Genomic DNA, 25,458 nt, shown 5'->3' with positions numbered 1-25,458 from the left:
AAAGAGGAAAACATATGTCAAATCACGAAAACTGTAGCTGTTGTCAAAAAGCGCCATTTAGACTCGATCACGTAGGAAGTTTCTTACGTCCAGAACGTCTAAAAGAAGCCCGTGCGAAGTTTAATGCCGGAGAAATCACTGCCGAAGAACTCGAACGCGTTGAAAACGAAGAAATCGTTGCTTTAATCGAGAAAGAAAAAGAACTCGGTCTTAAATCTGTCACTGACGGTGAATTCCGTCGTGCATTCTGGCACTTAGATTTCTTAGAAAACTTAGATGGAGTTGAACTTGTCGAAGTAGACCACTTCTCTGTTCAATTCAAAGATAAAGATGTGAAGCCAAAAACATTACGAATCGTTGGTAAAGTGGATTTTTCTGAAAACCATCCATTCGTAAAACACTTCAAATTCTTAAAAGAGCACGCTGGCGATACACCGGTGAAACTAACAATCCCTTCACCAAGTATGTTGCATTTGATTACGCAAGTTCGTGAGAAAAACTATGTGCCAATTGAGCGCTACAAAGACAATGAAGCCCTCTTCTATGATGATGTGGTGGCAGCATATCGTAAGGTGTTGCAATGCTTCTACGACTTAGGATGCCGCAATATTCAATTAGATGATACAAGCTGGGGTGAGTTCTGTGCGTTAGATAAACGTGAAGCATATGAAGCGCGTGGATTCGACCTCGAACAAATCGCTCGTGACTACGTGGATGTATTAAATCGTGTCATTGAATGGAAACCAGAAGATTTAGTGGTGAACATGCATATTTGCCGCGGAAACTTCCGCTCAACATGGTTCTCTAGTGGTGGTTATGAACCAGTGGCGAAGACGTTGTTTGGTCATTGCCGTGTAGACGGATTCTTCTTGGAATATGATAGTGACCGTGCTGGTGACTTTACTCCACTTCGCTATATTAAAGACCAAAAAGTCGTTCTTGGTTTAATCACTTCTAAATCAGGGGACTTAGAGGATAAAGGCGAAGTTATCGCTCGTATTAAAGAAGCCAGTCAGTACGTTCCTCTTGAACAATTATGCCTCAGCCCTCAATGTGGATTCTCTTCTACAGAAGAAGGCAATATCTTAACGATTGAAGCGCAATGGGATAAATTAAAACTGATTGACGAAATCGTTCATGAAGTTTGGGGATAACATTAAATGAAAGAAGCTCCTACAGTTGGTTTGTAGGAGCTATTTTTGTTGATTTCATCGTATTAATCGCTTCTTTTTCTTAAAACGAATCTCTAAATCATACCCATTTTTACTCGCAATTTTTTGAAGATGTGCGAGCGTCGGATTATAAATTGCTTTTTCGAGCCTAGAGAGATTTCCTTGCGTCATACCGGCGTTTTTAGCGAATTCCGTTTGTGTCAGTCCAGAGTCCCTCCGAAGTCTGATCATCGCTAAGGCATTCTTCTGCAAAAAATATTCTGCTTCAAAATCATCTCTAAAAGTCTCATATTTCGCGTCAAGTCGGTCAAAAAGCCGTTTTAAATAATCCACCATTTTTTATTTCTCCCCCTAATTCCTTTATAAGCCAATTGTAACATATATGCTACATATCAGATATGATATAATGACACTTTTTTTGGTACTCACAAATTTTCCTAAGCACCTCTGCAATGCGGATTTCTGTTGCATTCTATAGCTTTGTTTGCTATAATGATTGAACGTGAGTATTAGAAATGATACTCTCCTTGCTTGCTGAAAATTCAGTAGGCCAAAAGTCCATAAGGAGGTGACAGTCAATGAGTCAAACATCAAAATACGAGATTTTATATATCATCCGTCCAAACATCGATGAAGCTGCTAAAGCTGAATTGGTTACAAGATTTGATGCTGTTTTAACAGACAACGGTGCAGTTGTTGTTGAATCTAAAGACTGGGCGAAACGTCGTTTTGCATACGAAATTAAAGATTTCCAAGAAGGTATCTATCACTTAGTGAACATCACTGCTGAAGATGCTGCTGCAATCGATGAATTCGACCGTTTAGCGAAAATCAACAACGACATCTTACGTCACATGATCGTTAAATTAGAAGCATAATTGTTTATTATAAGTAAACAAAAATCTTGAAAGGAGTAAAAATTAAATGATTAATAATGTTGTATTAGTTGGACGCTTAACACGTGCCGTTGATTTACGTTATACTTCAAACGGAACTGCTTATGCGAGCTTCTCTATCGCAATTGATCGTCGTTACCAAAACCAAAACGGTGAACGTGAAACAGACTTTATCAACTGCGTAATGTGGCGTAAAGCTGCAGAAAACTTTGCGAATTTCACTCGTAAAGGCTCACTAGTAGGAATTGAAGGACGTATTCAAACTCGTAGCTATGATAACCAACAAGGCCAAAAAGTTTATGTGACTGAAGTGCTAGCTGAGAACTTCTCATTGTTAGAATCACGTAATGTTACTGAACAACGCCCTGCAAACGATCAAAGCTCACAAGGTGGATTCCAACAAAACCAATCAAATAACTTTAATCAATTTAACACTCCTACTTCATCATTCGGTGGTGGAATGTCAGATCCATTCTTAAGTAATGGAGAGACAATCAACATTTCAGATGATGATTTACCATTCTAAAGTTTAAAAGGAGGATACCATAATGGCTCAACAACGTAGAGGTGGCGGTCAACGCCGTCGTAAAAAAGTTTGCTACTTCTGTGCAAACCATGTAGACTACATTGATTACAAAGATGTAGAATTATTAAAACGTTACATTTCTGAAAAAGGTAAAATCTTACCACGCCGTGTAACAGGTACTTGTGCTAAACACCAACGTACTTTAACTGTTGCAATCAAACGTGCTCGTATCATGGGATTATTACCATTCACAACAGTTGACTAATATTAAATAAAAGGATTGAGAATTTCTCAATCCTTTTTTGTTTTATAAAGCTGTATCCTATTAAAAGTTAATTTCTATTTGTTTAGATTTAAGTAGTATCATTATAAAAAATCGAATACATATAAAAGAATGTTTCACGTGAAACATTTGTACCCCTACCCTCTCTTAAATTGTTTCACGTGAAACAATTTTAGAGAACTGACGAGGGGCTAAAACTATGGTAAAATAATCTATATAGAAAGAAGGTGCAAGAATGAAGAAAAGCCTAAAAGAACGTATTAAGGCTTTACCGACATTTCTTAAAAGTGAAACAATGAAGAAATACGGATTCTCATTTATAGCAATCATTCTCTGTATGCTGGTTGTGGCATACGTAATGAATATATGGATGGGACTTATCCTTACTTTATTTATTATTTTATTAGGAACACTCCTCTATTCGTTCGCGAACTATATTATTCAGGAAACGAATCATTATGTAACGAACTTATCGTATAAAATCAATAAAGGTTCGCAAGATGCCTCTATCAAAATGCCGATTGGAATGCTTTTACTAGATGATAATGGAGAAATTCAATGGATTAATCCTTATTTGCAAAAGTATTTTGAACGCAAGGAACTATTAGGTTTTAAACTCGAAGTAGTTGATCCAGATTTAGCGAATATCGTTAAAAATCTTGATGATGATAATGATAATGTAGTCCATTGGAAAGATAAATACTTCCAAATAGTCTACCATAACGATATTGGAATGCTCTACATGATGGATATTACGGAATATGCGTTAATTAAAGAGACGTATTTAGACGAAAGACCTGTATTTGGACAAATTTTCGTCGATAATTTTGCTGAAGTCTCTCAATCGCTGAGCGACCGTAAGAAATCAAACTTGAATAACTTCGTGACGAATCAGCTTACTAGCTGGGCGAATCATAATAATATCTACTTAAAACGTGTTAGCTCAGACCGTTTTGTCGCATTTTTAGATAAAAACATCCTTTCTGAACTTGAAAAAACGAAATTTGAGATTATTGACCGTGTCCGTGAGACAACAGCTCAACAAAACACCCCACTAACAGTAAGTATGGGGTTCTCTTATGCGGATGATACTCAAGAAGAGATGGATTATGGAGCAATCGCTAAATTTGCGCAAGATAACCTTGATTTAGCCTTAGGACGAGGCGGTGACCAAGTCGTTGTACGCTCTAAAAACGAAGAAACTCGCTTCTACGGTGGTAAGAGCAACCCACTAGAAAAACGTACAAGAGTGCGTTCTCGAATGGTTTCTCAAGCATTAGAAAACCTTATTGCAGAAGCAGATCAAGTAATGGTTATGGGCCACCAATATCCAGATATGGATAGTATTGGTGGATGTTTAGGTATTCGAAGAATCGCTAAAATGCACGGTAAAACCTCTTGGATTGTCACAAATCCAGAGCAATATTCGCATGATATCAAAAAATTGATGGAAGTGATTAAAAAAGATAAACTCCTCTCTTCCGCTATCGTAAATCCAGAAATGGCAGAAGCGTTAATTACTGAAAATACACTTGTTATTATTGTCGATGTAAGTAAGCCTTCCCTATGTGCTGCTCCGTCTATTGTTAAAAGGGCGAATAAATTAGTGGTTATCGACCATCACCGTCGTGGAGAGGAATTCCCTGAAAATCCTGACTTGGTTTATATTGAACCGTATGCTTCATCTGTCGGTGAATTGATTACAGAATTACTAGAATATCAATCTGAAGAAGCTGAGAAAATTCAGCCAATCGAAGCAACTACATTACTTGCTGGTATTATTGTGGATACGCGTAATTTCACGCTTCGTACAGGGTCTCGTACCTTTGATACGGCTAGTTATTTAAAATCCGTTGGTGCGGATACAATCCTTATCCAACGATTATTAAAGGAAAATGTAGATACGTACTTAATGCGTTCGCATTTATTAAACTCACTCGAAATGCTTCCTAACAATGTCGGAATTGTTCATGGTGAAGAAAATACCGTTTATCCTACTGTTGTTGCAGCCCAGACTGCAGATATGATGTTGTCTATGGAAAACATCGATGCCTCATTTGTTGTAACTAAACGGAATGACGGTCGTGTTGGCATTAGCGCTCGCAGTCTTGGGAATAAGAATGTTCAACGTGTAATGGAGAAAATGGGTGGTGGTGGTCATTTATCGAATGCTGCTACTCAGCTATCGGATATCACGATTGAAGATGCAATCCGCCAATTAATGCAAGTCATTGAAGAAATTGGTAGTGAAATTAACTTATAATTAGGAGGAAGAAACATGAAAGTAATTTTCTTAAAAGATGTAAAAGGCAAAGGTAAAAAAGGCGAAGTTAAAAATGTAGCTGATGGCTATGCACAAAATTTCTTAATTAAGAACGGTTTTGCAAAAGAAGCCACTTCAGCAAACCTTGCGACTTTATCAGGTCAAAAGAAAGCAGAAGAAAAACATAACGCTGAATTATTAGCAAAAGCCAAGGAATTAAAAGAGTTCCTAGAACGTGAAGAAACAGTGGTTACAATTAAAGCTAAGGCAGGGGAAGATGGACGTTTATTCGGAGCAATCCCAGCAAAACAAATCGCCGAAGAATTCAACAAGAAATTCAATGTTGAATTGGATCGTCGTAAATTCGAATTAGCAGCTCCAATTCGAGCGTTAGGATACACTCGTGTCCCTGTTAAATTACACCATGATGTTCAAGCGATTATGACAGTGAATATCGTCGCTCAATAAAGTTAAAAATTAGAAAAGAGATTATCCTGTTTGGATAGTCTCTTTATTCTTTATATACATGTGATAAAAATTACAAAGTAATTAAGTTATCTTTTATTTTGAGCCCAATCTTCTGTTTTATTAGGGTGTTTTGTGATACAATGAAACTGTATTTTTATGGCTATTTTTAGTAGAAAGGGTGTTTGAATGGAAGAGCTATATCCTAATTTAGTTCCGCCACAAAATCTAGAGGCAGAAGAGGCCGTTTTGGGTTCAATTCTTTTGGAACAAGACTCAATTATCTCGGTCATGGAGTTTCTTGTACCCGATGATTTTTATCGCGTTGCTCATCAATTGATTTTTGCCGCGATGATAGAATTAAATCAAAATTCGGAAGCGATCGATCCAATCACCGTTTCGGAAAAATTAAGGCAAAAGAACCAAATTGATAATGTGGGTGGGGAAGCTGGTATTATTGAGCTTCTTGATAAAGTTCCGACAGCAGCCAACGTGGAATTTTACACTCAAATTGTTTTAGAAAAATCAACTCGTCGTAAGTTAATTAAAACATCGACGAATATTGTTAAAAATGCGTACCAAGAAGATGAAACGATTGCAAATGTTTTAGATACAGCTGAAAGAGATATTCTTTCTGTATCTGAAGGACGAAATAAAGCTGGATTCATTCCAATTCGCGATGTTTTACATGATGCATATGAAAGTCTTGAAGAGCGATCCAAAAATAATGGAGAAGTTACTGGTATTGCTACAGGGTACATCGGTTTAGACCGAATGACTTCTGGTCTTCATGCCGATGAGCTAATTATTTTAGCAGCACGTCCCTCTGTCGGGAAGACTGCTTTCGTGTTAAACATTGCAAAGAACGTTGCGGTTAATTTGAATGAAACAGTTGCTATTTTCAGTCTTGAAATGGGGGCAGAGTCTTTAGTAGAACGGATTATCTGTTCTCATGCGAGCATTAATGCAGGACATTTGAAAACAGGGAAATTGACCGATGAGGAATATACGCAATATTTCGTGGCGACAGGGGTTCTTGCTGAAGCGCCTATTTATATCGATGATACTCCAGGAATTCGTGTGTCAGAGATTCGTGCGAAATGTCGTCGGTTGAAGCAAGAGCGGAATAATCTCGGCTTAGTAGTGATTGATTACTTACAATTAATCGAAGGAAACGGAAAAGAGAGTCGTCAACAAGAGGTTTCTGAAATTTCTCGTAATTTGAAAAAATTAGCGAAGGAATTAAAGGTCCCAGTTATTGCACTTTCTCAATTATCTCGTGGAGTGGAACAACGTCAAGATAAGCGACCAATCATGTCGGATATTCGTGAGTCTGGATCCATTGAGCAAGATGCGGATATCGTAGCGTTCTTATATCGTGATGATTATTATCGTCAAGAGCCAGATGAAAATGGACAGGTTCCAGAAGTTGAGCCAAATAGTACCATTGAAGTGATTATTGAGAAAAACCGTAGCGGTCCACGTGGAACGGTTGAATTGAACTTCATGAAGGAATTTAATAAGTTTACAAATTTAGTGCCAGATGAAATTGAGCAAAGAGCTCCTATGGCATAGTAAAATTTAAAAAAATAGAAGAGGTGCGTCAAATGTCATCAGTAGTAGTTGTTGGAACACAATGGGGAGACGAAGGTAAAGGTAAGATTACGGATTTCCTCAGTGAGAATGCAGAAGTAATCGCTCGATATCAAGGGGGCGACAATGCAGGGCATACCATTCAGTTTAATGGGGTCACTTATAAACTTCATTTAATTCCATCCGGTATTTTTTCACCAGAAAAAATTAGTGTGATTGGAAATGGAGTTGTTTTAAATCCAAAATCTCTCATTACAGAACTTGCATATTTACATGAAAGAAATGTGACTACTGATAACTTACGGATTTCGGACCGTGCGCATGTTATCTTGCCATACCATATTCGCCTAGACCAATTACAAGAAGAAGCAAAAGGCGACAACAAAATTGGGACAACGAATAAAGGGATTGGACCTTGCTACATGGATAAGGCTGCTCGTGTTGGTATTCGTGTGGCAGACTTACTCGATAGAGAAGTGTTTGCTGAACGTCTAAAAATCAACTTAGCGGAAAAGAACCGTCTCTTTACTAAAATGTACGATGCAGTTCCAATCGAGTTCGATGATATTTTTGAAGAGTACTATGAATATGGTCAACAAATGAAACAATACGTTTGCGACACTTCTGTGATTTTAAATGATGCATTAGACCAAGGAAAACGTGTGTTATTCGAAGGGGCACAAGGGGTGATGTTGGATATCGACCAAGGAACATACCCATTTGTAACTTCTTCTAACCCAGTTGCTGGTGGGGTGACAATCGGTAGTGGTGTTGGACCTTCAAAAATTAATAAAGTCGTTGGGGTATGTAAAGCATATACTTCTCGTGTAGGGGATGGACCTTTCCCAACAGAATTATTCGATGAAATCGGCTCACGTATTCGTGAAGTCGGACGTGAATACGGTACAACCACTGGGCGTCCAAGACGTGTTGGGTGGTTCGATAGCGTTGTAATGCGCCACTCTAAACGTGTATCAGGTATTACAAACTTAAGCTTAAACAGTATTGATGTTTTAACAGGCCTCGAAACAGTGAAAATCTGTGTGGCTTACCGCAAACCGAATGGAGAAGAAATTTCCCATTACCCAGCAAGCTTAGTTGAACTAGGTCAATGTGAACCAGTCTATGAAGAATTACCAGGTTGGAGTGAAGATATTACAGGATGCCGTTCACTAGAAGAACTGCCAGAAAATGCACGTAACTATGTACGTCGTATTTCAGAATTAGTCGGCGTTCGCATTTCTACTTTCTCAGTAGGACCAGATAGAGAACAAACCAACATTTTAGAAAGTGTTTGGGCATAAAAAAGAATAGAGTAAAGGAAGATTGATATGAAGAAAATTCTAGTTGTAGATGATGAGAAACCAATCTCAGACATCGTCAAGTTTAGTCTTTCAAAAGAAGGCTTTGAAGTCATCACCGCATTTGATGGTGAAGAAGGACTTGCTGCTTTTCATGAAAAAAATCCAGATTTAGTCATTTTGGACTTAATGTTACCAAAAATTGATGGATTAGAAGTTTGTCGTGAAATTCGTAAAACAAGCCATGTTCCTATTATCATGGTAACGGCCAAAGATTCTGAAATTGATAAAGTGTTAGGTCTGGAATTAGGTGCAGACGATTACGTAACAAAACCTTTTTCAAACCGAGAATTAATAGCGCGTGTAAAAGCAAACTTACGTCGTCAACAATTAGCTCCAGCCGAAGCAGAAGAAGAAAAAACAGCTAACGAAATTGTTTTAGGCGCTTTAACGATTCATGAAGATGCCTATGTGGTTTCAAAACGTGGTGAAGAAATCGAATTAACGCATCGTGAATTTGAATTGCTTCATTATTTAGCAAAACATATCGGACAAGTGATTACTCGTGAACATTTATTACAAACGGTATGGGGTTATGATTACTTTGGGGATGTTCGTACAGTAGACGTAACAGTTCGTCGTTTACGTGAAAAAATTGAAGACACACCGAGTCATCCAACATGGATTATGACTCGCCGTGGGGTAGGATATTATATTAAAACCCCAGACCAAGAAAAAGAAGCTTAAACAACGAATGCGCTTTTCCTTGCCATGGTATATTCTGGCAAGAAAAGCGTATTTTGCTAAAAAGTAGAGGAGAAAGTGACTCATGAAGAAGATGAAACGATTTTTTCGTTCCATTCAATTTAAGATTCCAATGCTGTTTATCTTGCTCTTGATGATTTCGTTGCAACTCATTGTCGCGAACTTCTTAACGCAATTAGAATCTCAAATGATTTCGAACTTTCAGGAACAAATTCAGCTACAAGTAGGATTCTTGAAAAATAATGTGCAGCCCATTTTGGCTAAGGATACAACAGATGAGGCTAAATCGGCTGAAATATCACAGTTATTGCAAGATTATCCAACAGGAAATAGTATTGTAGAAATTCGTATTATGGATATGCAGGGATATATTTTGGGAACTACGAATCAAACGCAGCAATCAATTGTTGGGACTCGTTCTACAGAGGCTGATGTGCAACAAGTGGTCGTCTCAAATACTGTGTACAGTTATAACTATATTGACGGAGATTCTAGATATTGGAAATACGTTTCACCAATTGATCCCGTCAGTGGGGTTTCAGGAAATCCAGTGGGAATCATTTCGGTAACGTCTAATATTGAATCTCGTTATACCCAAGTAAAAGATATTGGGATTATCTTTATTAGTTCTTCCATTTTTATTATCATTTTAGCGATTGTGATTACAGTCATGATTTCTCAAGGGATTACTCGTCCGATTGCGGAAATGAAACAACAGACAGAACAAATTGCAGAAGGAAACTATACGGGTGAAGTGATGATTTACGGAGACGATGAGCTTGGTCAGTTAGGGCAAGCGATTAATGATTTATCTGTAAAAATCAAAGAAGCCCAAGAAGGAACAGAAGCGGAGCGGCAACGTCTAGACAGTGTCCTACGTCATATGAGTGATGGGGTTATTGCAACAGACCGTCGAGGAAGAATTGTAATTATTAACGCGGCTGCATTGGATGTTTTGAATTTACGAAATGAGCGGATTATCGGAACGCCATTGCTTGAAGTATTACGTTTAGATAATAGTGTTTCTTTTAGAGATTTATTGGAATCGCAAGAAGAGCGAATGATTACAATTGAGGAAGATGGAGAAGAAACCATTGTCCAATGTGAAATCTCTGTAATTCAACGTGAATCTGGATTTATTAGTGGTCTCGTGTGCGTATTAACGGACGTTACGGAACAAGAGAAAATTGACCGCGAACGTCGTAATTTCGTATCAAATGTTTCTCACGAATTAAGAACTCCATTAACGAGTATTAAGAGTTATACAGAAGCGTTAGTGGATGGGGCATGGGAAAACAAAGAAATCGCTCCGGAGTTTCTGAATGTCATTGAAACCGAAACGGATCGAATGATGCGTATGATTACCGACTTACTGAACTTATCACGGATGGACCAAAATCGATTAGAACTGGATAAAGAGTTTGTGAATATGAATGAACTCGTGAAGCATATTGTGAATCGATTTGATATGGTTTTACAATCTGACCAATATAGAGAAAAGAACTATCGAATTCTCACAGATATTACCCAAAGAAATCTATGGGTAGAAATCGACCAAGATAAGATGACGCAAGTATTAGATAATATTATCAATAATGCGATTAAATATTCTCCAGATGGCGGACGGATTATTGTTCGACTCATGGAAACTCATACCGACCTTATTGTTAGTGTGAGTGATGAAGGACTAGGAGTTCCGCGTAAAGATATTCCTCACCTATTTGATCGTTTTTATCGTGTAGATAAAGCTCGTTCAAGAGCAATGGGCGGTAGTGGACTTGGTCTTGCGATTTCTAAAGAAGTTGTACAACTTCATGGAGGAAAAATCTGGGTGAATAGTATTGAAAATAAAGGATCCACATTCTTTATTTCATTACCTTATGTTCCATTTGAAGAGGATGGTGAATGGGATGAAATTTAAAAATTTTCGAGTACTATTATCGACCTTATTTGTGTTGATGCTCCTTAGCTTTGTATTTACGTATTTAATTGTTATTCGTCCAGTTGAATTTTTTGGAGTTAAAAAGCAATCAACTAATTTGACGACCTCTCAAGATTCCGGAGCGCAGATTCGAGCGAACTATACGCTGGAGGATGTGTTTAGACCGACGCGCCTTGTCTTAACCAATAACAATAAGTTTGAAATGACAAGCCAAATGTCGATTATAAAAGAAGTAAATACCTATCTATCAAAAAGCTTTTCGAATCTAACACGGTTGTCGAACTTAGATGATACTAGTTATGAGAACCTTGTTTTAAGAGAAGCTCATTCGCAAATCTTATTTGATGGTTTGCTTTCTTTTGGAATTATGAATCGGTATTTTGACGGGTTGAATGAGGATTATGTGAATGAGAGATTTTCACGGATTGTTATTCGAACAGATGAACCGCATACGGCATACTTTGTCAATGATGAAAATAAAAATGTGTACAGTGCGAAAATCGATGAAAGCTTAAGTGCAAAGATGGATGCTTTGTATAAATCTGATGAATTTTATGAAGTAGAATCGTATCGAGGAAAGACAAAACAATTCTTTGTGGAGCAAGATAAGGTAAACGTTGAACAATCAGCATATTTGATTGAGCAAATTCCAATTACCTTCTATATCCGCCAACTCTTTTCAAATCAAACGGAAATTAGAACACGTGGAGATGGAAAGAGTGTGGTGTATAACGACAATTTATCGCAATTGAAGATGGATCGTACAACGAATATCATTACTTTCTTTGAAAATAAACCAGGGGATGAAACACTTCTTTATACGAATAACTTAACGCAGACTTTTACACAGATGAAGCGTCTAGGCGGATGGCAGTTAGGAATGAGTTTTTCTTCAGTAGATTTAAGTTCCAATATAGTAGAGTATGTTCGGTATGTGAGCTCCTATCCAATTCTTTCTAGCGGAAGAGAAGGAATGACTCAAGTAAAAGCGACTACAAATGGAATTGAAAAATTAAGAACTTCCTCTTTAATTGCGCAAACACCTCTACCAACCAAAAATAAAAAAGTAACGATTGTTGGTGGAAAAGATATTGTAGCGGAACTGCTTAATGAAGGGTTCTCCATGAATGAGATAGAAGATATTCGAATTGGTTATTCTTGGACAACCAGCAGCGAAAACAATCAAATCGTAGAATTTATTCCGACTTGGTATATAAAAATAAATAACAAATGGAAGACATTATCAGAATTAAAAGCGGATAAAAAAGCCGGAGATGCCGCGAATAAACAAACAGTAGGGGGTGACGGAGATGGACTTTAGAAGAAGTGCAATCGTATTGATTGTTTGTTTCTTTTTCCTAGATGTATTCCTATTTGGACTCGTTTGGCAGAAAAAGGTAGAATCTAAAACCCCTTTGAATACAAGTATTAACGTCATCGATCAGATGAAACAAGATGGAATTACATTGCCGTCACTAACTTCAACGGATGAAACGGCTCCGATTATCCAACTAACCCCTGTTTCCATTGAGTCAGGTTTGAATAATTTACAAAACCAGATCGTGTCATTGGAAAAAAATGTCATCAATGCAGAGTTAGTACCACCGATTCAGTTAAGTCTATCGAATCCAGTAAATGCGGAGAGTTTTAATGACTTAACAGCTTTTATCAATAATAAGGTTTTATTCGGTGATAAATATGTATGGTCTTCTTATAATGCGACTACACGTAAAGTAATTTATACGCAAAAAGCAGATAAATTGAGTATTATGGATGGAACCAGCCAAATTATTGTCACATTGAATACGAATGACCAAGCCGTTAGTTATGAACAAACCTATGCGGGAAATGTACAAGTGCTTGGAAATGAGAGAAGTTTAATTACTGCTCAAAGCGCTGTTGAAGTGTTATTCCTAGCGGGAAAGATTCCAGCAAAATCAACAGTTTCAACGGTTAAGTTATCTTACTTCCAATCGTTAGTGCTAAAAGAATTTTCTATTTATTCTCCTGCTTGGTATGTTGAAATACGTCAAGCGGATGGTCAGTTAGTGGCGCGTCGTGTGGATGCGATTCATGGGACCGTATTAACCAATGAAACCTTAGAAACAACGAATACGCAAACGCAGCGTACAACAACCAATAACACAACAACACAAACAGTGCAACAACAATAGAAGGGACATAGTATGCAAGAATTAGGTTTTAAAGTGAGTTTATTAGCGAGTGGTAGTTCAGGTAATGCAACTTATATTGAGACTCCTAAGCAAAAATTATTAGTGGATTGTGGACTCACTGGTAAAGCTATTAGTGCGCAAATGGAGAAAATAAATCGTTCTATATCGGATATTGATGCGATTTTAGTGACTCATGAGCATTCAGATCACATCAAAGGAATTGGAGTGCTTGCAAGAAAGTATGGCATTCCTATTTATGCAAACGAAAAAACATGGGCAGCAATGTCTGGAAAAATTGGAAAAGTTGCTCTTGAGCAACAAGAGATTTTCAATACAGGAGACACACTGACTTTTGGAGATATTGATGTGATGAGTTTTGCGGTTTCTCATGATGCGGCGGCTCCACAGTTTTATAGCTTCCAAAAGGATCAACGCCAATTTGTTATGCTAACGGATACTGGATATGTGAGTGACAAACTTCGTGGACTCCTCAAAAATGCCAATGCGTATTTAATTGAAAGCAATCATGATCTTGAAATGTTAAGAATGGGACCTTATGCGTGGCATTTAAAACAACGAATCTTAAGTGATAAAGGCCATTTATCCAATGATGATGGGGCTTTAGCCATGTGTGAAATGCTTGGGGATCAGACGAAACGCATTTATTTAGGCCATTTAAGTCAAGATAATAATATGAAGGAAATTGCTTATCAAACAGCAGAATCCGTATTTAGAACGCACGATAAAGGAGTTCATCATTCCTTCGAATTATTTCATACGGATCCGTATGAGCCTACAAGCCTATTTGAAGTTTAAATTCTTAGGAATAATGCAAGAGATTTTTAAATAGACTATAAGTGTTTGTTCACATAAAATTCATATTTAGAATTTATCTTTAAAGTAACAACGAGAGGAGTGAGCAAATGGAAGAAGAACAACAAAAACAGTTAAGAAAACGTAAGAATAAAAGCTTTAGAAATGGCTTTGTTGGTGGGATTGTTGGAGGAACCATTGCAGTCGCAAGTGGAATTGGAATTATGGCGATTACAAATCCTTTAAACCATCAAACGCCAACGCCTACTACGCAAGCTTCAGAGAGTAATGTAACGACTACAAAAACCTCTACAGCCGCGGCAAATATAAATAATGATATTTCTAAGGTTGTAGAAAATGTAAAAAATGCAGTGGTTTCTGTTATTAACAAACAATCGTCTGGCCGTAATTCTCTTTACGGGACTCAGCAGCAACAACAATCAAATGATGAATTAACGACAGCTTCAGAAGGAAGTGGCGTTATTTATAAAAAGGAAAATGGATATGCCTATATCGTAACGAACAATCACGTTATTGCAAATTCGCAAGAGTTAGAAGTTCTTTTAGCAGACGGAACTAGGGAAAAGGCAGAATTAGTTGGGAGTGACCAATGGACGGACTTAGCAGTGATTCGTATTCCAGCAGATAAAGTAAGTACTGTAGCGGAATTTGCGAACTCTGATGAGGTGAAAGCAGGACAAACCGCTATTGCGATTGGATCTCCTCTCGGCAGTGAATTTGCTACCAGTGTTACGCAAGGGATTGTTTCTGCAAATAATCGTCCAGTTCCAACAGATGTGGATGGCGATGGCCAACAAGATTGGATTGTAAATGCGATTCAAACGGATGCGGCGATTAATCCAGGGAACTCAGGTGGAGCTCTTATTAATAGCGCGGGACAAGTCATTGGGATTAACTCTATGAAGATTTCTAAATCCTCTGTTGAAGGTATGGGATTTGCAATTCCAAGTAATGAGGTCGTAAACATCATTAATGAATTGGAAAAAAATGGTAAAATCGTTCGTCCAGCTCTAGGAATTTCAATGGTGAACTTATCGAATGTGAATTCACAGGCTGTTAATCAATTGAATTTACCAAAAGATGTGAAGAGCGGTGTAGTGGTTGCTGAAGTGTCTTCTAAGGGAAGTGCAAAAGCGGCAGGACTTCAACCATATGATGTCATTGTAGAAATGGATGGCCAAAAAGTAGAGGGAATTCAAAATTTAAGAAAAATACTCTATAGCCATAAAGTGGGAGATAAATTGGAAGTAACGTATTATCGTAACGGACAAAAACAAACAACCACAGTTTCCTTAACAGAAACCAATAACCCAAGTTTATAAAGTAAATGAAGAATCGGATTACCAATGTGTAATCCGATTTTTTTGGACTTATCCGCAAACTTATCCACCGAATTGTGGATAACTCTGTGGAAAAGTCTTTGGAAAACTCCTTGTCAAGTCCAAATAGTGGGAAACACCTTTTGAAAATAGAAAGTGATAAAAGGCCTAGAATAAGGAATTTGATTGGAAAAAGTTATAAACATGAAAAAGAATTATTGTGGATAACTTTTTTATAAAATGACAAAGAACGTTGATATAACAGTGTTTTTAAAAGGTCGGGTTTAGTGTGTATAACTGTGGATAACTGACTTATCCCTCCGAAAATTAAATATAACATTTATGTAACATTTAAATGAATGGAATCTATATCTAGGGGCTATGGATAAAAAATGTCAAAATTTAGTGGCGAACATGTGTACATGTGGATAACTTTGTGGATAAGTAGGGGATAAGAGGATAAAACAAGCATTTTTCCTCAAAAAAAGGTAAGATATTGGATGAAGTGAGGGGATAATATGAATATCACGATTGTGAGTGTTGGAAAATTAAAAGAAAAATATTTAAAACAAGGAATTGATGAATACGCAAAACGCTTAGGCAGCTACTGCAAGTTCCAAGTAGTGGAAGTGCCAGACGAGAAGGCTCCTGAAAACTTAAGTGATAAAGAAATGGAGCAAGTACTCGAAAAAGAGGGAGAACGCATCCTTGCTAAAATTAAAGATGGGGACGTGGTTGTGGCCATGGCGATTGAAGGAGACTTAGTGAGTTCAGAGCAACTCGCCAAAGAGATGGATACTTTTGCGCTCCATGGTAAGAGTTCGATGGTCTTTGTTATTGGGGGATCTCTAGGGTTAAGCCCAGCCGTGAAAAAACGGGCTGACCGGAAAATATCATTTGGTCGTATAACTTTACCACATCAACTCATGAGATTGGTTCTAACCGAGCAAATTTACCGAGCATTCCGAATTAATTCTGGTCATGCTTATCATAAATAAGTAAATATTCTCATAAAAAAAATAAAAAGAAAGTGCAAAATAGAGAAGTTATCTTCACATTTATTTCATAAGGTGTGTCTATACTTTAGTTATTCCCAAAGAGAATATTTATCCTCCCAAATAAATATTTCTAATCCTTTTTTCCACCGACAGCTGTCGGTGGTTTTTTTGTGCAAAAAAGCATTGATTGAGGAAAAAATCCGTACTATACTTAAAGTATGGAGAAGTACCCAAGAGGCTGAAGGGGTCGCACTCGAAATGCGATAGGTCGTGAAAGCGGCGCGGGAGTTCAAATCTCCTCTTCTCCTTATGTTTTCGTGAATGTATCGGAATTATGATTAGTTTTGTTCCGTAAATGTTCCGTAGCTGCTTTTTTAGATAGATTCATTTTAATAGAGTAATGGAGGCGGAGAATAAATGGCCAAAGTAAAATTAAATTTAAACCAAACGCACTGTTGTGGAATTTATTCGGATAAGACGGTGTATAGTTTTACAGGGGATAGCTACCAAGAGTTGTTTTATCTTCTTCAAAGACGTGGACTTATCGAATCATTTATTGATGGAGACTTTATTGTCTATGATGAATTAAGACAGTACTCTGATTTACCTCCTTATCAGAAACTTACTGAGGAAGAATTAGAAGCGATTGATTTTGATCGTATTATTCAAAATCTGAGTGATAATGAAATCAAATCGGTGATTGAAAAATTCTTTGCATATCGGTTTGATTGTGAGTTTCAAGAAGTAGAAGAGTAAAAAATGCAAAAAAGCTGACAGCTCTATATCAGAGCCGTCAGCTTTTTCAATTATAGACTATTAGCGAATCACTTGTTCTGTTTCTTTGTCGAAGAAGTGAGATTTGTTTAAGTCGAATGCTAATTCAACTGTTTCGCCTGGGCTGTGGAAGTCACGTGCATCCACTTTAGATACGAATTCAGTATCATCAACACGAGTATAAAGCATTGTTTCTGCACCAAGTAATTCTGATACTACAACTTCAGCTTTTACTGAAGAAGATGGGTAAGTATCGATAGCGATTTGAGAACCTTTGATATCTTCTGGACGAATACCGAAGATAAGTTCTTTTCCTTCATAGCCTTTTTCTTCAAGAAGTTTTTTCTTCGCTTCTGGTAATTGTAATGATAAACCTTTACCGTTTGTAATCACGCCGTCTTTTAATGTGACAGTGAAGAAGTTCATTGCTGGTGATCCGATGAATCCAGCTACGAATACATTGTTAGGTGTGTTGTACACTTCTTGTGGAGTACCGATTTGTTGTACGAAACCGTCTTTCATGATAACGATACGGTCCGCCATTGTCATCGCTTCTGTTTGGTCGTGTGTTACGTAAATAGTTGTTGTTTCTAAACGACGGTGTAATTTTGCAATTTCAGCACGCATCGCAACACGTAATTTAGCATCTAAGTTAGAAAGAGGTTCGTCCATTAAGAATACTTTCGCATCACGAACGATCGCACGTCCTAAAGCCACACGTTGACGTTGACCACCAGATAAAGCAGCTGGTTTACGTTCTAAGTATTGTGCTAAACCTAAGATTTCAGCAGCATTTTTAACACGTTTGTCAATTTCAGCTTTGTCGTATTTACGTAATTTCAAACCGAATGCCATGTTATCATATACGCTCATGTGAGGATATAGGGCATAGTTTTGGAATACCATCGCGATATCACGATCTTTTGGAGCTACGTCGTTCATCACAACGTCGCCGATTTTTAATTCCCCTTCAGAAATATCTTCTAGACCAGCAATCATACGAAGTGTAGTTGATTTACCGCATCCAGAAGGTCCTACGAATACGATGAATTCGCGATCTTTGATGTGTAAGTTAAAGTCTGTTACGGAATAGTTTTCCGCGTTGTCATATTTTTTGTGAATATGGTTTAATTGCATTTCTACCATTAGGATTTCCCCCTGTCATTGTTTTAACACTATTAGTTTACGATTTTTAGTAGAAAAGTGATAGGGTACATTGCACAAAAAGCATCCTGTTTTTTGTGCATATTGCCGAAAAATAGGATATGAAGGATTCTTTTTACCGTATCTTAAGATAAAGAATGTAAGGATTTTCAAAAAAAGAGTGAACACGAGTGCAAGCTTTCCAAAACTTTGTTATGATAAGAGGTAGAAACTTTAAATGAAAAGGTGATGAAATGGAAAGAAAACGTGGATTTGAAGTTATATCTGCTTATGAAGGGAAAGGAATTAATGTTCCTAAACGTTCTACAAAACATTCGGCAGGTTATGATTTTGAAGCGGCAGAAGATATTGTGCTGCCAAGTATTTGGAAAATGATCTTTAAATTTGCTGCTACTCAATTAAAACAGTGGATTTACACAACTGATAAAGAAACGGTTGAGGCAGAATTACAAAAAGAACAAAAGGTATTAAAACCGATTCTTGTTCCAACAGGAATTAAATCTTATATGCAAGAAGATGAATATTTACAACTTGCGAACCGTTCAAGTAATCCACTTAAACACTTTTTAGTATTACCAAACGGAATTGGGGTTGTCGATAGCGACTACTATAATAATCCAGATAACGAAGGACATATTTACTTCCAATTAATCAACTTTGGATTATTTGATAAAGAAATTAAAAAAGGCGACCGTATTGGCCAAGGTATTTTCTTACCATTCTTAAAAGCAGATACGGACGAAGAAAATGATATGAATGAACGTACAGGCGGTTTTGGTTCTTCTGGCGTTCGTTAGAAAGGAGCCAATATGGCAAAAACAGCCACAAGTTTTGTATGTAGAGAATGTGGATATAATTCACCAAAATATTTAGGGAAATGTCCAAACTGTGGAAATTGGTCCACGATGGAAGAGTTTAAGGAAACAACGAGTAACACGAAACGACCTTCTTTAGTGCAACAGTCAGAAGAAGCCCATAAAACAAAACCGATGCGACTCGACCAGGTTTCTTATGAACGCGTCAACCGTGTACAAACGTCCATTAGCGAACTCGACCGCGTGCTTGGTGGTGGCGTGGTGCCAGGTTCCCTTGTATTGATTGGTGGGGACCCTGGGATTGGGAAATCGACTTTATTATTACAAGTTTCTAGTGAATTACAACAAACACAAGGGACCGTTCTCTATGTATCCGGAGAGGAAAGTGCGTCTCAAATTAAAATGCGTGCAGAGCGTCTTGGGATGCAAGCAGACGGATTTTATATTTATGCGGAGACAAACTTAGAAGATATCGTTGCGCAAGTAGAAGCGTTGAAGCCGGACTATGTCATTATCGATTCGATTCAAACAATGACACATCCACAGGCAAACGGGGTAGCCGGAAGCGTGTCTCATGTTCGTGAGGCAACGGCAACACTCATGCGACTTGCGAAACTTAATCAGATTGCCATCTTTATTGTGGGTCACGTGACAAAAGAGGGAGCGTTGGCTGGGCCTCGTATGTTGGAACATATGGTGGACACCGTTCTTTATTTTGAAGGGGATAAACATCATAGTTTCCGAGTGCTTCGCTCTGTGAAAAACCGTTTTGGGTCAACGAACGAGATTGGGGTCTTCGAAATGCATCAAGAAGGGCTAAATGAAGTAACCAATCCTTCGGAAGTCTTTTTAGAAGAACGTTTGGCTGGAGCGACAGGTTCCGCAATTGTCGTGTCTCTTGAAGGGACAAGGCCAATTTTAACCGAGGTGCAATGTCTATTGTCCCCAACAGCCTTTGGAAATGCCCGTCGTACCACAAGTGGTCTAGACTATAATCGTGTCGCGCTCTTAATGGCGGTACTTGAGAAACGTGCAGGTCTTCTACTGCAAAATCAAGATGCTTACTTTAAATCAACAGGCGGTTTGAAACTAAACGAACCTGCAGTCGATTTAGCGATTGCGATGAGTATCGTTTCAAGCTATAAGGAAAAAGAAACGCAGATGGGGGATTGCTTTATCGGCGAAATTGGTTTGACAGGTGAAATTCGAAAAGTAAACCGTGTCTATGACCGTGTCCGTGAAGCAGAAAAACTCGGATTCAAGCGTGTCTTCATTCCAAAAAACAACTTAGATGGATGGAAAATTCCTGAAAATATCGAAGTTGTCGGTGTATCTTCTGTCAAAGAGGCTATTTATAAAGCCTTCAATCATGAAAAATAGAAAGGAGAGGATTGGATGGAACAACCCAAAAAATTTCGAGCATACGGAAGAAAATTATTACAATTCATTTTCGTATTGCTCGGAGGATCTTTAGGAGCGACGTACTTTCCAAGTCTATGGCAAACATTCAATATTTCAAATGAATGGCTAACATCTCAAGTAACGAATATTTTATTAGGTGCAATTATTTTATTCTGTATTTCATTTTTCGTTGCTGATCCGATTTTAGCGGGAATTCGTAGACTTGAAAAAATTGTGAGTCAACTATCAGTAAGTTATTTACTCTTCGGGATGATAGGAGCGCTGATTGGACTATTAGTGGCTTGGCTAGTTGGCCTTCCATTTACCAATTTGCAAATCCCAGCAGTTACGCAAGCTTTGCCGATTGCGCTTAGCATTATCTTTGGTTATCTTGGATTTTACGTAGGAACCACTCGTCGTGAGGATATTTTAAGAGTCTTCACAGTCAATAAGAAAAAAACAGAAGATTCTCCAGTGTTAGAGCGTAAAGCAGGAGATAATTTTAGAAAATATAAACTGCTTGATACGAGTGTTATTATTGATGGTCGTATTTACGATATTGCTAAAACAGGCTTTATAGAAGGGGTACTAGTGATTCCGGTATTCGTATTGAACGAGCTTCAATACATTGCGGATAGTGCGGATAGCTTAAAACGAGTAAGAGGTCGTCGAGGTTTAGATATCTTAAACGCCCTTCAAAAAGAAGAGCATATTCAAGTAGAAATTTACGAAGGGGATTATGATGATATCAATGAAGTCGATCGTAAATTGATTCGATTGGCCAAATCCATTGATGGAATTATTATCACCAATGATTTTAACTTGAACAAAGTAAGTGAGTTCCAAAATGTTCCAGTATTTAATATCAATGCTTTAGCCCAAGCCATTAAACCAGTTGTGATTCCGGGTGAAACGTTGAAGACTACCGTTGTGAAACAAGGAACGGAGCGTCAGCAAGGGGTAGCGTACTTGGATGACGGAACAATGATTGTCGTGGAAGACGGTCAATATTATATGAATGAAGAGATTGAAGTAGTCGTTACGAGCGCGCTTCAAACTGCAGCAGGTCGTATGATTTTCGCCAAACCGCTGCATAGCCAAAAGAAAATTAAACAATAAGACATAGTCTCATGATTACTACGAATCCTTGCGGATTTGTTTATAATCGCTGTAATGGGGCACCGGTTCGAGCCGAAGTCTCTCACCTTTAAAGCCTCAAAGCTGGAGTAAGGAATCAATTCCTAACTCCAGCTTTTTCGCATTTAATGCTAATCCCCATTACTGCTATTATAAAATCCGCATGATTCTCCGTAATCATAGTGCTTAAAGTTTTTTGTATGTTAGGAAGCAACGATTGCTGATAGTTTGAATAAATAGAAAAAAAGGATGGACGAATTTCGTCCATCCTTTTTCCTATTCAATATCAATTTCGAAAGGTTCATCAATGGTTTCAGAGACGTATTTGCCGTCTTTCTTCCTTTGTTTCACACATTCCGTTAATAAATATTCGATTTGTCCATTGACTGATCTAAAATCATCTTCTGCCCATGATGCGATAGCAGCATATAATTTAGAAGACAGTCGTAATGGAATTTGTTTTTTCTTTAAGTCAGCCATCGTTAGTATAAGCTTCCTGTATTAACGATTGGTTGAGCATCATGATTTCCGCAAAGAACAACTAGTAAGTTAGAGACCATCGCAGCTTTACGTTCTTCATCAAGTTCTACGAGTTCTCCCTCACTTAAGCGTTCTAGCGCCATTTCAACCATTCCAACAGCTCCATCTACGATCATCTTTCTAGCATCAATAATTGCTGAAGCTTGTTGACGTTGAAGCATTACTGCAGCAATTTCTGGAGCATAAGCAAGATACGTAATACGGGCTTCGATAATTTCAAGTCCTGCATTTTCAACACGTGCTTGAATTTCATCACGAATACGTTTTGCAACGACTTCACTAGAGCCACGTAAGCTACCTTCATCGGCAATCCCATCACCTGTAGTGTCGACATTTGGAGCGACATCATATGGATAGATGCGTACGATATTACGAAGGGCGCTGTCACATTGAAGCGATAAGTATTCTTTATAGTTATCTACATTGAAGACCGCTTTAGCTGTATCGACCACTTTCCAAGTTACGGCAATTCCGATTTCTACAGGATTCCCTAGGCAATCATTGATTTTTTGACGAGAATTATTTAAGGTCATGATTTTTAAGGAAATATGTTTTTTAAAGGCATCTAAGTTGGCTTCAATTCCTGAGTTACCAACCGCGATTGGTGTATTTTGACGATCGACATCTCCGCTTTGACCAAGTTTTGTTTTAGCAGCAGGATTCACTGCCACGCTAAAAGGATTTACAAAATAGAATCCAGGATCTTTAATCGTTCCTGTGTAATCCCCAAAAAGAGTCAAAACAATGGCTTCTTGAGGTTTCACAACTTTCAGACCACCAAATGAAATGACCGATCCAATAAATAAAAAGATACTTAGAAGAACACCCACGACAGATAATGCTTCAATCTTCAAAAAGGCGATGGAAGAAATAAAGCTTGCAATCGCAACAATTATCATTAGAACAATGAAAAATAATGCGGCAAAACCGTTAGACTTTGTTTTTAAAATTTTTTCATTCAAAAAAAAGACTCCTTTGTCTATTTGATATCTAAATGATATCACTACGAAATCTAAAAAGCAATATAAAAAAAGAACTATTGGTAAATTTTCCCAATAATTCTTAGAGATGGAATTTTAACTATAAAATAAGTAGTAAGAGGAACGTTATAATTGCTAGTCCGCCTTGTTTCCAGATGATGCTAATTTGGCTTGTAAGTCCACCATATACTGCTACGACAATGATATTGAAGAGTAGAAATCCAACAACTTCACGGGAGCCAATGATTAATCCGAAAATTAGACCAACAGCAATCATCAAGTTATAGACGCCTTGATTTTTGAAGAGCGTCGTAATATTGCCATTCTTCAATGTTTCAACACTCATATTAAAGACGCGGCTTGTAGCTTCTGAAGTCGTTTGGAGTGTTTCCAAGTAGAAAATATACACGAATTCGAGTGCCGCGAAAGCAGTTAAAATAGTAATCATAATAGACATTTGTCTTCCTCCTTTTTATTAAGCAGACTAGAGTATAACCCGTTTTTTTGACAGAAGCGAATGATAAGCCTAGGAAGAGCGAAACATTGACGGAGTGCACTCAATATGCTATCCTATCCTTTGTATAAAAAAGAATCACTACGATTTAGAAAGGAGAAAGTCATGAGTTATATTTCAGTAGAACATCTTTCTTTCTCATATGAACAAGAGACAGTACTTGAAGATATTAGCTTTACAGTGGAGCCAGGTCAATTTGTAATTTTGACTGGGGAAAATGGTGCGGCAAAGTCAACGCTCGTTAAAAATATTTTGGGACTTTTAACACCTAAGACAGGGAAAGCAGTGATTGCTAAGAAAAATAGTAATGGCGAGAAGTTATCGATTGGGTATGCTCCGCAACAGATTTCTTCTTTTAATGTAGGTTTCCCTTCGAATGTTTATGAGTTAGTGGCTTCAGGGCGATACCAACAAGGTCGCTGGTTTAAAAAATTAACAGCAGAAGATCACGAACATATCGAGCGTTCTCTCAAATCCGTTGGGATGTGGGATGAGCGTCATAAGCGTATCGGAGATTTATCTGGGGGACAAAAACAACGCATTTGTTTAGCGCGAATTTTTGCAACAGACCCAGATTTATTTGTTTTAGATGAGCCAACTGCGGGTATGGACAAAGCTTCTAGAGAACGATTCTATCATCTATTACATCATGCATGTGCTCATCACGGGAAAGCCATTTTAATGGTCACTCACGAGGAAGAAGCGCTTGAACAATACGTGGATAAACATATCCATCTGCAACGAAAGGAGGATTCTCCATGGAGATGTTTTTCTATGGTTTCATGCAAAGAGCATTCATCTCAGGAATAGCGATGGCTTTTATCACGCCCATTCTTGGATTGTTCTTAATTCTTAGAAGACAGTCGCTGATGGCTGACACCTTGTCGCACGTGTCCCTTGTTGGGGTAGCGCTAGGGTTTCTTCTAGGAATGAATCCAACCTTCACAACACTAATTGTAGTCATTATTGCTGCCATTTTTATTGAAGCCATTGGAAAGTATTTTAGAGGATATTCCGAAATCACCGTTGCGATTTTGATGTCTGGTGGAATGGCGATTGCCCTTATTTTAATGAACTTACAAAAAGGGCGTTCAACGATGAGTGTGGATCAATTTTTATTTGGTTCGATTGTGACAATTACAAATGAACAAATGTGGATTATGATTTTACTAGCCGTAGTTGTAGTTGGTTTATATGCGATTTTCCGTAAACCACTGTATGTTCTATCGTTTGATGAAGACACAGCGATGACAGCAGGATTGCCCGTTCGATTGATGACGAATCTCTTTACGATTATTACAGGTGTTGTGATTGCTGTGATGATGCCTATCGCAGGATCCCTTCTAGTGTCAGCCGTTATCGTATTGCCAGCGTCAATCGCGCTTCGAGTGAGCAGTAAGTTTAATGGAGTGATTATTGGCGGGATTATCATTAGTCTGATTGGATTTTTTGCAGGTCTATCAGCTTCTTATATTTACGAAGCCCCTCCAGGAGCTGCGATTACATGTGTATTCCTTGTAATCTTATTGATCTCATTTATTATGAGTGCCTTACGTAAAAAAGCATAATAACAAAGCTTACCATTTATTTGGTAGGCTTTTT

26 protein-coding genes and 1 tRNA gene are annotated in these 25,458 nt (G+C 37.9%); 22 read left to right on the top strand and 5 right to left on the bottom strand.

Going from position 1 to position 25,458, the window contains the following annotated elements; translation table 11 throughout:
- Window positions 1–14: 14 nt before the first annotated feature.
- Complete coding sequence (locus ADH99_RS07560; protein WP_049554797.1) at window positions 15–1,154, top strand: 5-methyltetrahydropteroyltriglutamate--homocysteine S-methyltransferase; 1,140 nt, start codon at window positions 15–17, stop codon at window positions 1,152–1,154.
- Between the two features lie 54 nt (window positions 1,155–1,208).
- Here the strand turns inward: ADH99_RS07560 and ADH99_RS07555 are convergent, their stop codons facing one another.
- Window positions 1,209–1,508, bottom strand: a complete 300-nt coding sequence (locus tag ADH99_RS07555) for a helix-turn-helix domain-containing protein (RefSeq protein ID WP_049554796.1) — start codon at window positions 1,506–1,508, stop codon at window positions 1,209–1,211.
- A gap of 242 nt (window positions 1,509–1,750) precedes the next feature.
- Between ADH99_RS07555 and rpsF the strand changes: the two genes are divergently transcribed.
- From rpsF to ADH99_RS07475, 16 genes are all read left to right on the top strand, one after another.
- On the top strand, window positions 1,751–2,050 hold the full coding sequence (gene rpsF / locus ADH99_RS07550) for a 30S ribosomal protein S6 (protein ID WP_049554795.1): 300 nt from the start codon (window positions 1,751–1,753) through the stop codon (window positions 2,048–2,050).
- Between the two features lie 46 nt (window positions 2,051–2,096).
- Window positions 2,097–2,594, top strand: a complete 498-nt coding sequence (gene ssb / locus ADH99_RS07545; RefSeq protein WP_005608180.1) for a single-stranded DNA-binding protein — start codon at window positions 2,097–2,099, stop codon at window positions 2,592–2,594.
- Window positions 2,595–2,616: 22 nt separating this feature from the next.
- Window positions 2,617–2,859: a 30S ribosomal protein S18 gene (rpsR, locus tag ADH99_RS07540; RefSeq protein ID WP_005608178.1), complete on the top strand. Its 243-nt coding sequence runs from the start codon at window positions 2,617–2,619 to the stop codon at window positions 2,857–2,859.
- 253 nt (window positions 2,860–3,112) lie between these two features.
- Window positions 3,113–5,140, top strand: coding sequence for a DHH family phosphoesterase (locus tag ADH99_RS07535; RefSeq protein WP_049554794.1), 2,028 nt, complete (start codon window positions 3,113–3,115; stop codon window positions 5,138–5,140).
- A gap of 15 nt (window positions 5,141–5,155) precedes the next feature.
- Window positions 5,156–5,608 carry a 50S ribosomal protein L9 gene (gene rplI / locus ADH99_RS07530; protein WP_049554793.1) on the top strand — a complete coding sequence of 151 codons (453 nt, stop codon included), beginning with the start codon at window positions 5,156–5,158 and terminating at the stop codon, window positions 5,606–5,608.
- 186 nt (window positions 5,609–5,794) lie between these two features.
- Window positions 5,795–7,180 carry a replicative DNA helicase gene (gene dnaB / locus ADH99_RS07525; protein WP_049554792.1) on the top strand — a complete coding sequence of 462 codons (1,386 nt, stop codon included), beginning with the start codon at window positions 5,795–5,797 and terminating at the stop codon, window positions 7,178–7,180.
- A gap of 32 nt (window positions 7,181–7,212) precedes the next feature.
- Window positions 7,213–8,502 carry an adenylosuccinate synthase gene (locus ADH99_RS07520; protein WP_049554791.1) on the top strand — a complete coding sequence of 430 codons (1,290 nt, stop codon included), beginning with the start codon at window positions 7,213–7,215 and terminating at the stop codon, window positions 8,500–8,502.
- Between the two features lie 27 nt (window positions 8,503–8,529).
- Window positions 8,530–9,246, top strand: coding sequence for a response regulator YycF (gene yycF / locus ADH99_RS07515; protein ID WP_049554790.1), 717 nt, complete (start codon window positions 8,530–8,532; stop codon window positions 9,244–9,246).
- A gap of 82 nt (window positions 9,247–9,328) precedes the next feature.
- On the top strand, window positions 9,329–11,185 hold the full coding sequence (gene walK, locus ADH99_RS07510) for a cell wall metabolism sensor histidine kinase WalK (RefSeq protein ID WP_049554789.1): 1,857 nt from the start codon (window positions 9,329–9,331) through the stop codon (window positions 11,183–11,185).
- Window positions 11,175–12,527, top strand: a complete 1,353-nt coding sequence (locus tag ADH99_RS07505) for a YycH family regulatory protein (protein WP_049554788.1) — start codon at window positions 11,175–11,177, stop codon at window positions 12,525–12,527. The genes walK and ADH99_RS07505 overlap by 11 nt, the downstream gene beginning before the upstream one ends.
- The gene (locus ADH99_RS07500) at window positions 12,517–13,380 is read left to right on the top strand and encodes a two-component system regulatory protein YycI (RefSeq protein ID WP_049554787.1); all 864 of its coding nucleotides are present in this window, start codon (window positions 12,517–12,519) and stop codon (window positions 13,378–13,380) included. The genes ADH99_RS07505 and ADH99_RS07500 overlap by 11 nt, the downstream gene beginning before the upstream one ends.
- A gap of 12 nt (window positions 13,381–13,392) precedes the next feature.
- Entirely contained in the window at window positions 13,393–14,196 is an 804-nt protein-coding gene (locus ADH99_RS07495) for an MBL fold metallo-hydrolase (protein WP_049554786.1), read from the top strand.
- 107 nt (window positions 14,197–14,303) lie between these two features.
- The gene (locus tag ADH99_RS07490) at window positions 14,304–15,536 is read left to right on the top strand and encodes a S1C family serine protease (protein ID WP_049554785.1); all 1,233 of its coding nucleotides are present in this window, start codon (window positions 14,304–14,306) and stop codon (window positions 15,534–15,536) included.
- Between the two features lie 515 nt (window positions 15,537–16,051).
- Window positions 16,052–16,531: a 23S rRNA (pseudouridine(1915)-N(3))-methyltransferase RlmH gene (gene rlmH / locus ADH99_RS07485; RefSeq protein ID WP_049554784.1), complete on the top strand. Its 480-nt coding sequence runs from the start codon at window positions 16,052–16,054 to the stop codon at window positions 16,529–16,531.
- A 220-nt stretch (window positions 16,532–16,751) separates the two neighbouring features.
- A tRNA-Ser gene (locus ADH99_RS07480) sits at window positions 16,752–16,839 on the top strand.
- 109 nt (window positions 16,840–16,948) lie between these two features.
- The gene (locus ADH99_RS07475; protein ID WP_049554783.1) at window positions 16,949–17,287 is read left to right on the top strand and encodes a hypothetical protein; all 339 of its coding nucleotides are present in this window, start codon (window positions 16,949–16,951) and stop codon (window positions 17,285–17,287) included.
- Between the two features lie 60 nt (window positions 17,288–17,347).
- Here the strand turns inward: ADH99_RS07475 and ADH99_RS07470 are convergent, their stop codons facing one another.
- Window positions 17,348–18,451: an ABC transporter ATP-binding protein gene (locus tag ADH99_RS07470; RefSeq protein ID WP_049554782.1), complete on the bottom strand. Its 1,104-nt coding sequence runs from the start codon at window positions 18,449–18,451 to the stop codon at window positions 17,348–17,350.
- Window positions 18,452–18,702: 251 nt separating this feature from the next.
- On the opposite strand from ADH99_RS07470, the gene ADH99_RS07465 reads away from it, so the two are divergent.
- Genes ADH99_RS07465 through ADH99_RS07455 form a run of 3 tightly spaced genes read left to right on the top strand, consistent with a single transcriptional unit; the run spans window position 18,703 to window position 21,804 of the window.
- Window positions 18,703–19,266 carry a dUTP diphosphatase gene (locus ADH99_RS07465; protein ID WP_005608058.1) on the top strand — a complete coding sequence of 188 codons (564 nt, stop codon included), beginning with the start codon at window positions 18,703–18,705 and terminating at the stop codon, window positions 19,264–19,266.
- Window positions 19,267–19,278: 12 nt separating this feature from the next.
- The gene (radA, locus tag ADH99_RS07460; RefSeq protein ID WP_049554781.1) at window positions 19,279–20,664 is read left to right on the top strand and encodes a DNA repair protein RadA; all 1,386 of its coding nucleotides are present in this window, start codon (window positions 19,279–19,281) and stop codon (window positions 20,662–20,664) included.
- Between the two features lie 15 nt (window positions 20,665–20,679).
- Window positions 20,680–21,804, top strand: coding sequence for a PIN/TRAM domain-containing protein (locus ADH99_RS07455; protein ID WP_049554780.1), 1,125 nt, complete (start codon window positions 20,680–20,682; stop codon window positions 21,802–21,804).
- A gap of 294 nt (window positions 21,805–22,098) precedes the next feature.
- Here ADH99_RS07455 and ADH99_RS07450 read toward each other — a convergent pair whose 3' ends face one another.
- The 3 genes from ADH99_RS07450 to ADH99_RS07440 all read right to left on the bottom strand — a co-directional run bounded on the left by ADH99_RS07450 (window position 22,099) and on the right by ADH99_RS07440 (window position 23,799).
- Complete coding sequence (locus ADH99_RS07450) at window positions 22,099–22,302, bottom strand: hypothetical protein (protein WP_005608052.1); 204 nt, start codon at window positions 22,300–22,302, stop codon at window positions 22,099–22,101.
- A 2-nt stretch (window positions 22,303–22,304) separates the two neighbouring features.
- Window positions 22,305–23,324 (bottom strand): SPFH domain-containing protein, encoded by a 1,020-nt coding sequence (locus ADH99_RS07445; protein WP_049554779.1) that lies wholly within the window; start codon window positions 23,322–23,324, stop codon window positions 22,305–22,307.
- 118 nt (window positions 23,325–23,442) lie between these two features.
- Window positions 23,443–23,799, bottom strand: a complete 357-nt coding sequence (locus ADH99_RS07440) for a DUF1304 domain-containing protein (RefSeq protein WP_049554778.1) — start codon at window positions 23,797–23,799, stop codon at window positions 23,443–23,445.
- 162 nt (window positions 23,800–23,961) lie between these two features.
- On the opposite strand from ADH99_RS07440, the gene ADH99_RS07435 reads away from it, so the two are divergent.
- Together ADH99_RS07435 and ADH99_RS07430 are read left to right on the top strand one after the other, a co-directional pair.
- A complete protein-coding gene (locus ADH99_RS07435; protein ID WP_039849304.1) occupies window positions 23,962–24,666 on the top strand; it encodes a metal ABC transporter ATP-binding protein in 705 nt (234 codons plus the stop codon).
- The gene (locus ADH99_RS07430) at window positions 24,615–25,424 is read left to right on the top strand and encodes a metal ABC transporter permease (RefSeq protein WP_049554777.1); all 810 of its coding nucleotides are present in this window, start codon (window positions 24,615–24,617) and stop codon (window positions 25,422–25,424) included. The genes ADH99_RS07435 and ADH99_RS07430 overlap by 52 nt, the downstream gene beginning before the upstream one ends.
- Window positions 25,425–25,458 lie beyond the last annotated feature (34 nt).

Origin of the sequence: Granulicatella sp. 572.rep1_STHE, assembly GCF_001073445.1 — a bacterium.
In the GTDB taxonomy this organism is placed as follows: Bacteria; Bacillota; Bacilli; order Lactobacillales; family Aerococcaceae; genus Granulicatella; species Granulicatella adiacens.
Note: the sequence above shows the minus strand (reverse complement) of the source record. Positions and strands in the feature narration are given on the sequence as shown.

Excerpts from the sequence above, each read along its gene's own strand:
- dnaB (WP_049554792.1), top strand. The coding sequence starts at position 5,795 with ATGGAAGAGCTATATCCTAATTTAGTTCCGCCACAAAATCTAGAGGCA.
- ADH99_RS07555 (WP_049554796.1), bottom strand. The coding sequence starts at position 1,508 with ATGGTGGATTATTTAAAACGGCTTTTTGACCGACTTGACGCGAAATAT.
- ADH99_RS07440 (WP_049554778.1), bottom strand. The coding sequence starts at position 23,799 with ATGTCTATTATGATTACTATTTTAACTGCTTTCGCGGCACTCGAATTC.
- rpsR (WP_005608178.1), top strand. The coding sequence starts at position 2,617 with ATGGCTCAACAACGTAGAGGTGGCGGTCAACGCCGTCGTAAAAAAGTT.
- ADH99_RS07430 (WP_049554777.1), top strand. The coding sequence starts at position 24,615 with ATGGAGATGTTTTTCTATGGTTTCATGCAAAGAGCATTCATCTCAGGA.
- ADH99_RS07465 (WP_005608058.1), top strand. The coding sequence starts at position 18,703 with ATGGAAAGAAAACGTGGATTTGAAGTTATATCTGCTTATGAAGGGAAA.
- rplI (WP_049554793.1), top strand. The coding sequence starts at position 5,156 with ATGAAAGTAATTTTCTTAAAAGATGTAAAAGGCAAAGGTAAAAAAGGC.
- ADH99_RS07520 (WP_049554791.1), top strand. The coding sequence starts at position 7,213 with ATGTCATCAGTAGTAGTTGTTGGAACACAATGGGGAGACGAAGGTAAA.
- ADH99_RS07500 (WP_049554787.1), top strand. The coding sequence starts at position 12,517 with ATGGACTTTAGAAGAAGTGCAATCGTATTGATTGTTTGTTTCTTTTTC.
- rpsF (WP_049554795.1), top strand. The coding sequence starts at position 1,751 with ATGAGTCAAACATCAAAATACGAGATTTTATATATCATCCGTCCAAAC.
- ADH99_RS07455 (WP_049554780.1), top strand. The coding sequence starts at position 20,680 with ATGGAACAACCCAAAAAATTTCGAGCATACGGAAGAAAATTATTACAA.
- rlmH (WP_049554784.1), top strand. The coding sequence starts at position 16,052 with ATGAATATCACGATTGTGAGTGTTGGAAAATTAAAAGAAAAATATTTA.
- walK (WP_049554789.1), top strand. The coding sequence starts at position 9,329 with ATGAAGAAGATGAAACGATTTTTTCGTTCCATTCAATTTAAGATTCCA.
- radA (WP_049554781.1), top strand. The coding sequence starts at position 19,279 with ATGGCAAAAACAGCCACAAGTTTTGTATGTAGAGAATGTGGATATAAT.
- ADH99_RS07490 (WP_049554785.1), top strand. The coding sequence starts at position 14,304 with ATGGAAGAAGAACAACAAAAACAGTTAAGAAAACGTAAGAATAAAAGC.
- ADH99_RS07475 (WP_049554783.1), top strand. The coding sequence starts at position 16,949 with ATGGCCAAAGTAAAATTAAATTTAAACCAAACGCACTGTTGTGGAATT.
- ADH99_RS07505 (WP_049554788.1), top strand. The coding sequence starts at position 11,175 with ATGAAATTTAAAAATTTTCGAGTACTATTATCGACCTTATTTGTGTTG.
- ADH99_RS07435 (WP_039849304.1), top strand. The coding sequence starts at position 23,962 with ATGAGTTATATTTCAGTAGAACATCTTTCTTTCTCATATGAACAAGAG.
- ADH99_RS07495 (WP_049554786.1), top strand. The coding sequence starts at position 13,393 with ATGCAAGAATTAGGTTTTAAAGTGAGTTTATTAGCGAGTGGTAGTTCA.
- ADH99_RS07450 (WP_005608052.1), bottom strand. The coding sequence starts at position 22,302 with ATGGCTGACTTAAAGAAAAAACAAATTCCATTACGACTGTCTTCTAAA.
- ADH99_RS07470 (WP_049554782.1), bottom strand. The coding sequence starts at position 18,451 with ATGGTAGAAATGCAATTAAACCATATTCACAAAAAATATGACAACGCG.
- yycF (WP_049554790.1), top strand. The coding sequence starts at position 8,530 with ATGAAGAAAATTCTAGTTGTAGATGATGAGAAACCAATCTCAGACATC.
- ssb (WP_005608180.1), top strand. The coding sequence starts at position 2,097 with ATGATTAATAATGTTGTATTAGTTGGACGCTTAACACGTGCCGTTGAT.
- ADH99_RS07560 (WP_049554797.1), top strand. The coding sequence starts at position 15 with ATGTCAAATCACGAAAACTGTAGCTGTTGTCAAAAAGCGCCATTTAGA.
- ADH99_RS07535 (WP_049554794.1), top strand. The coding sequence starts at position 3,113 with ATGAAGAAAAGCCTAAAAGAACGTATTAAGGCTTTACCGACATTTCTT.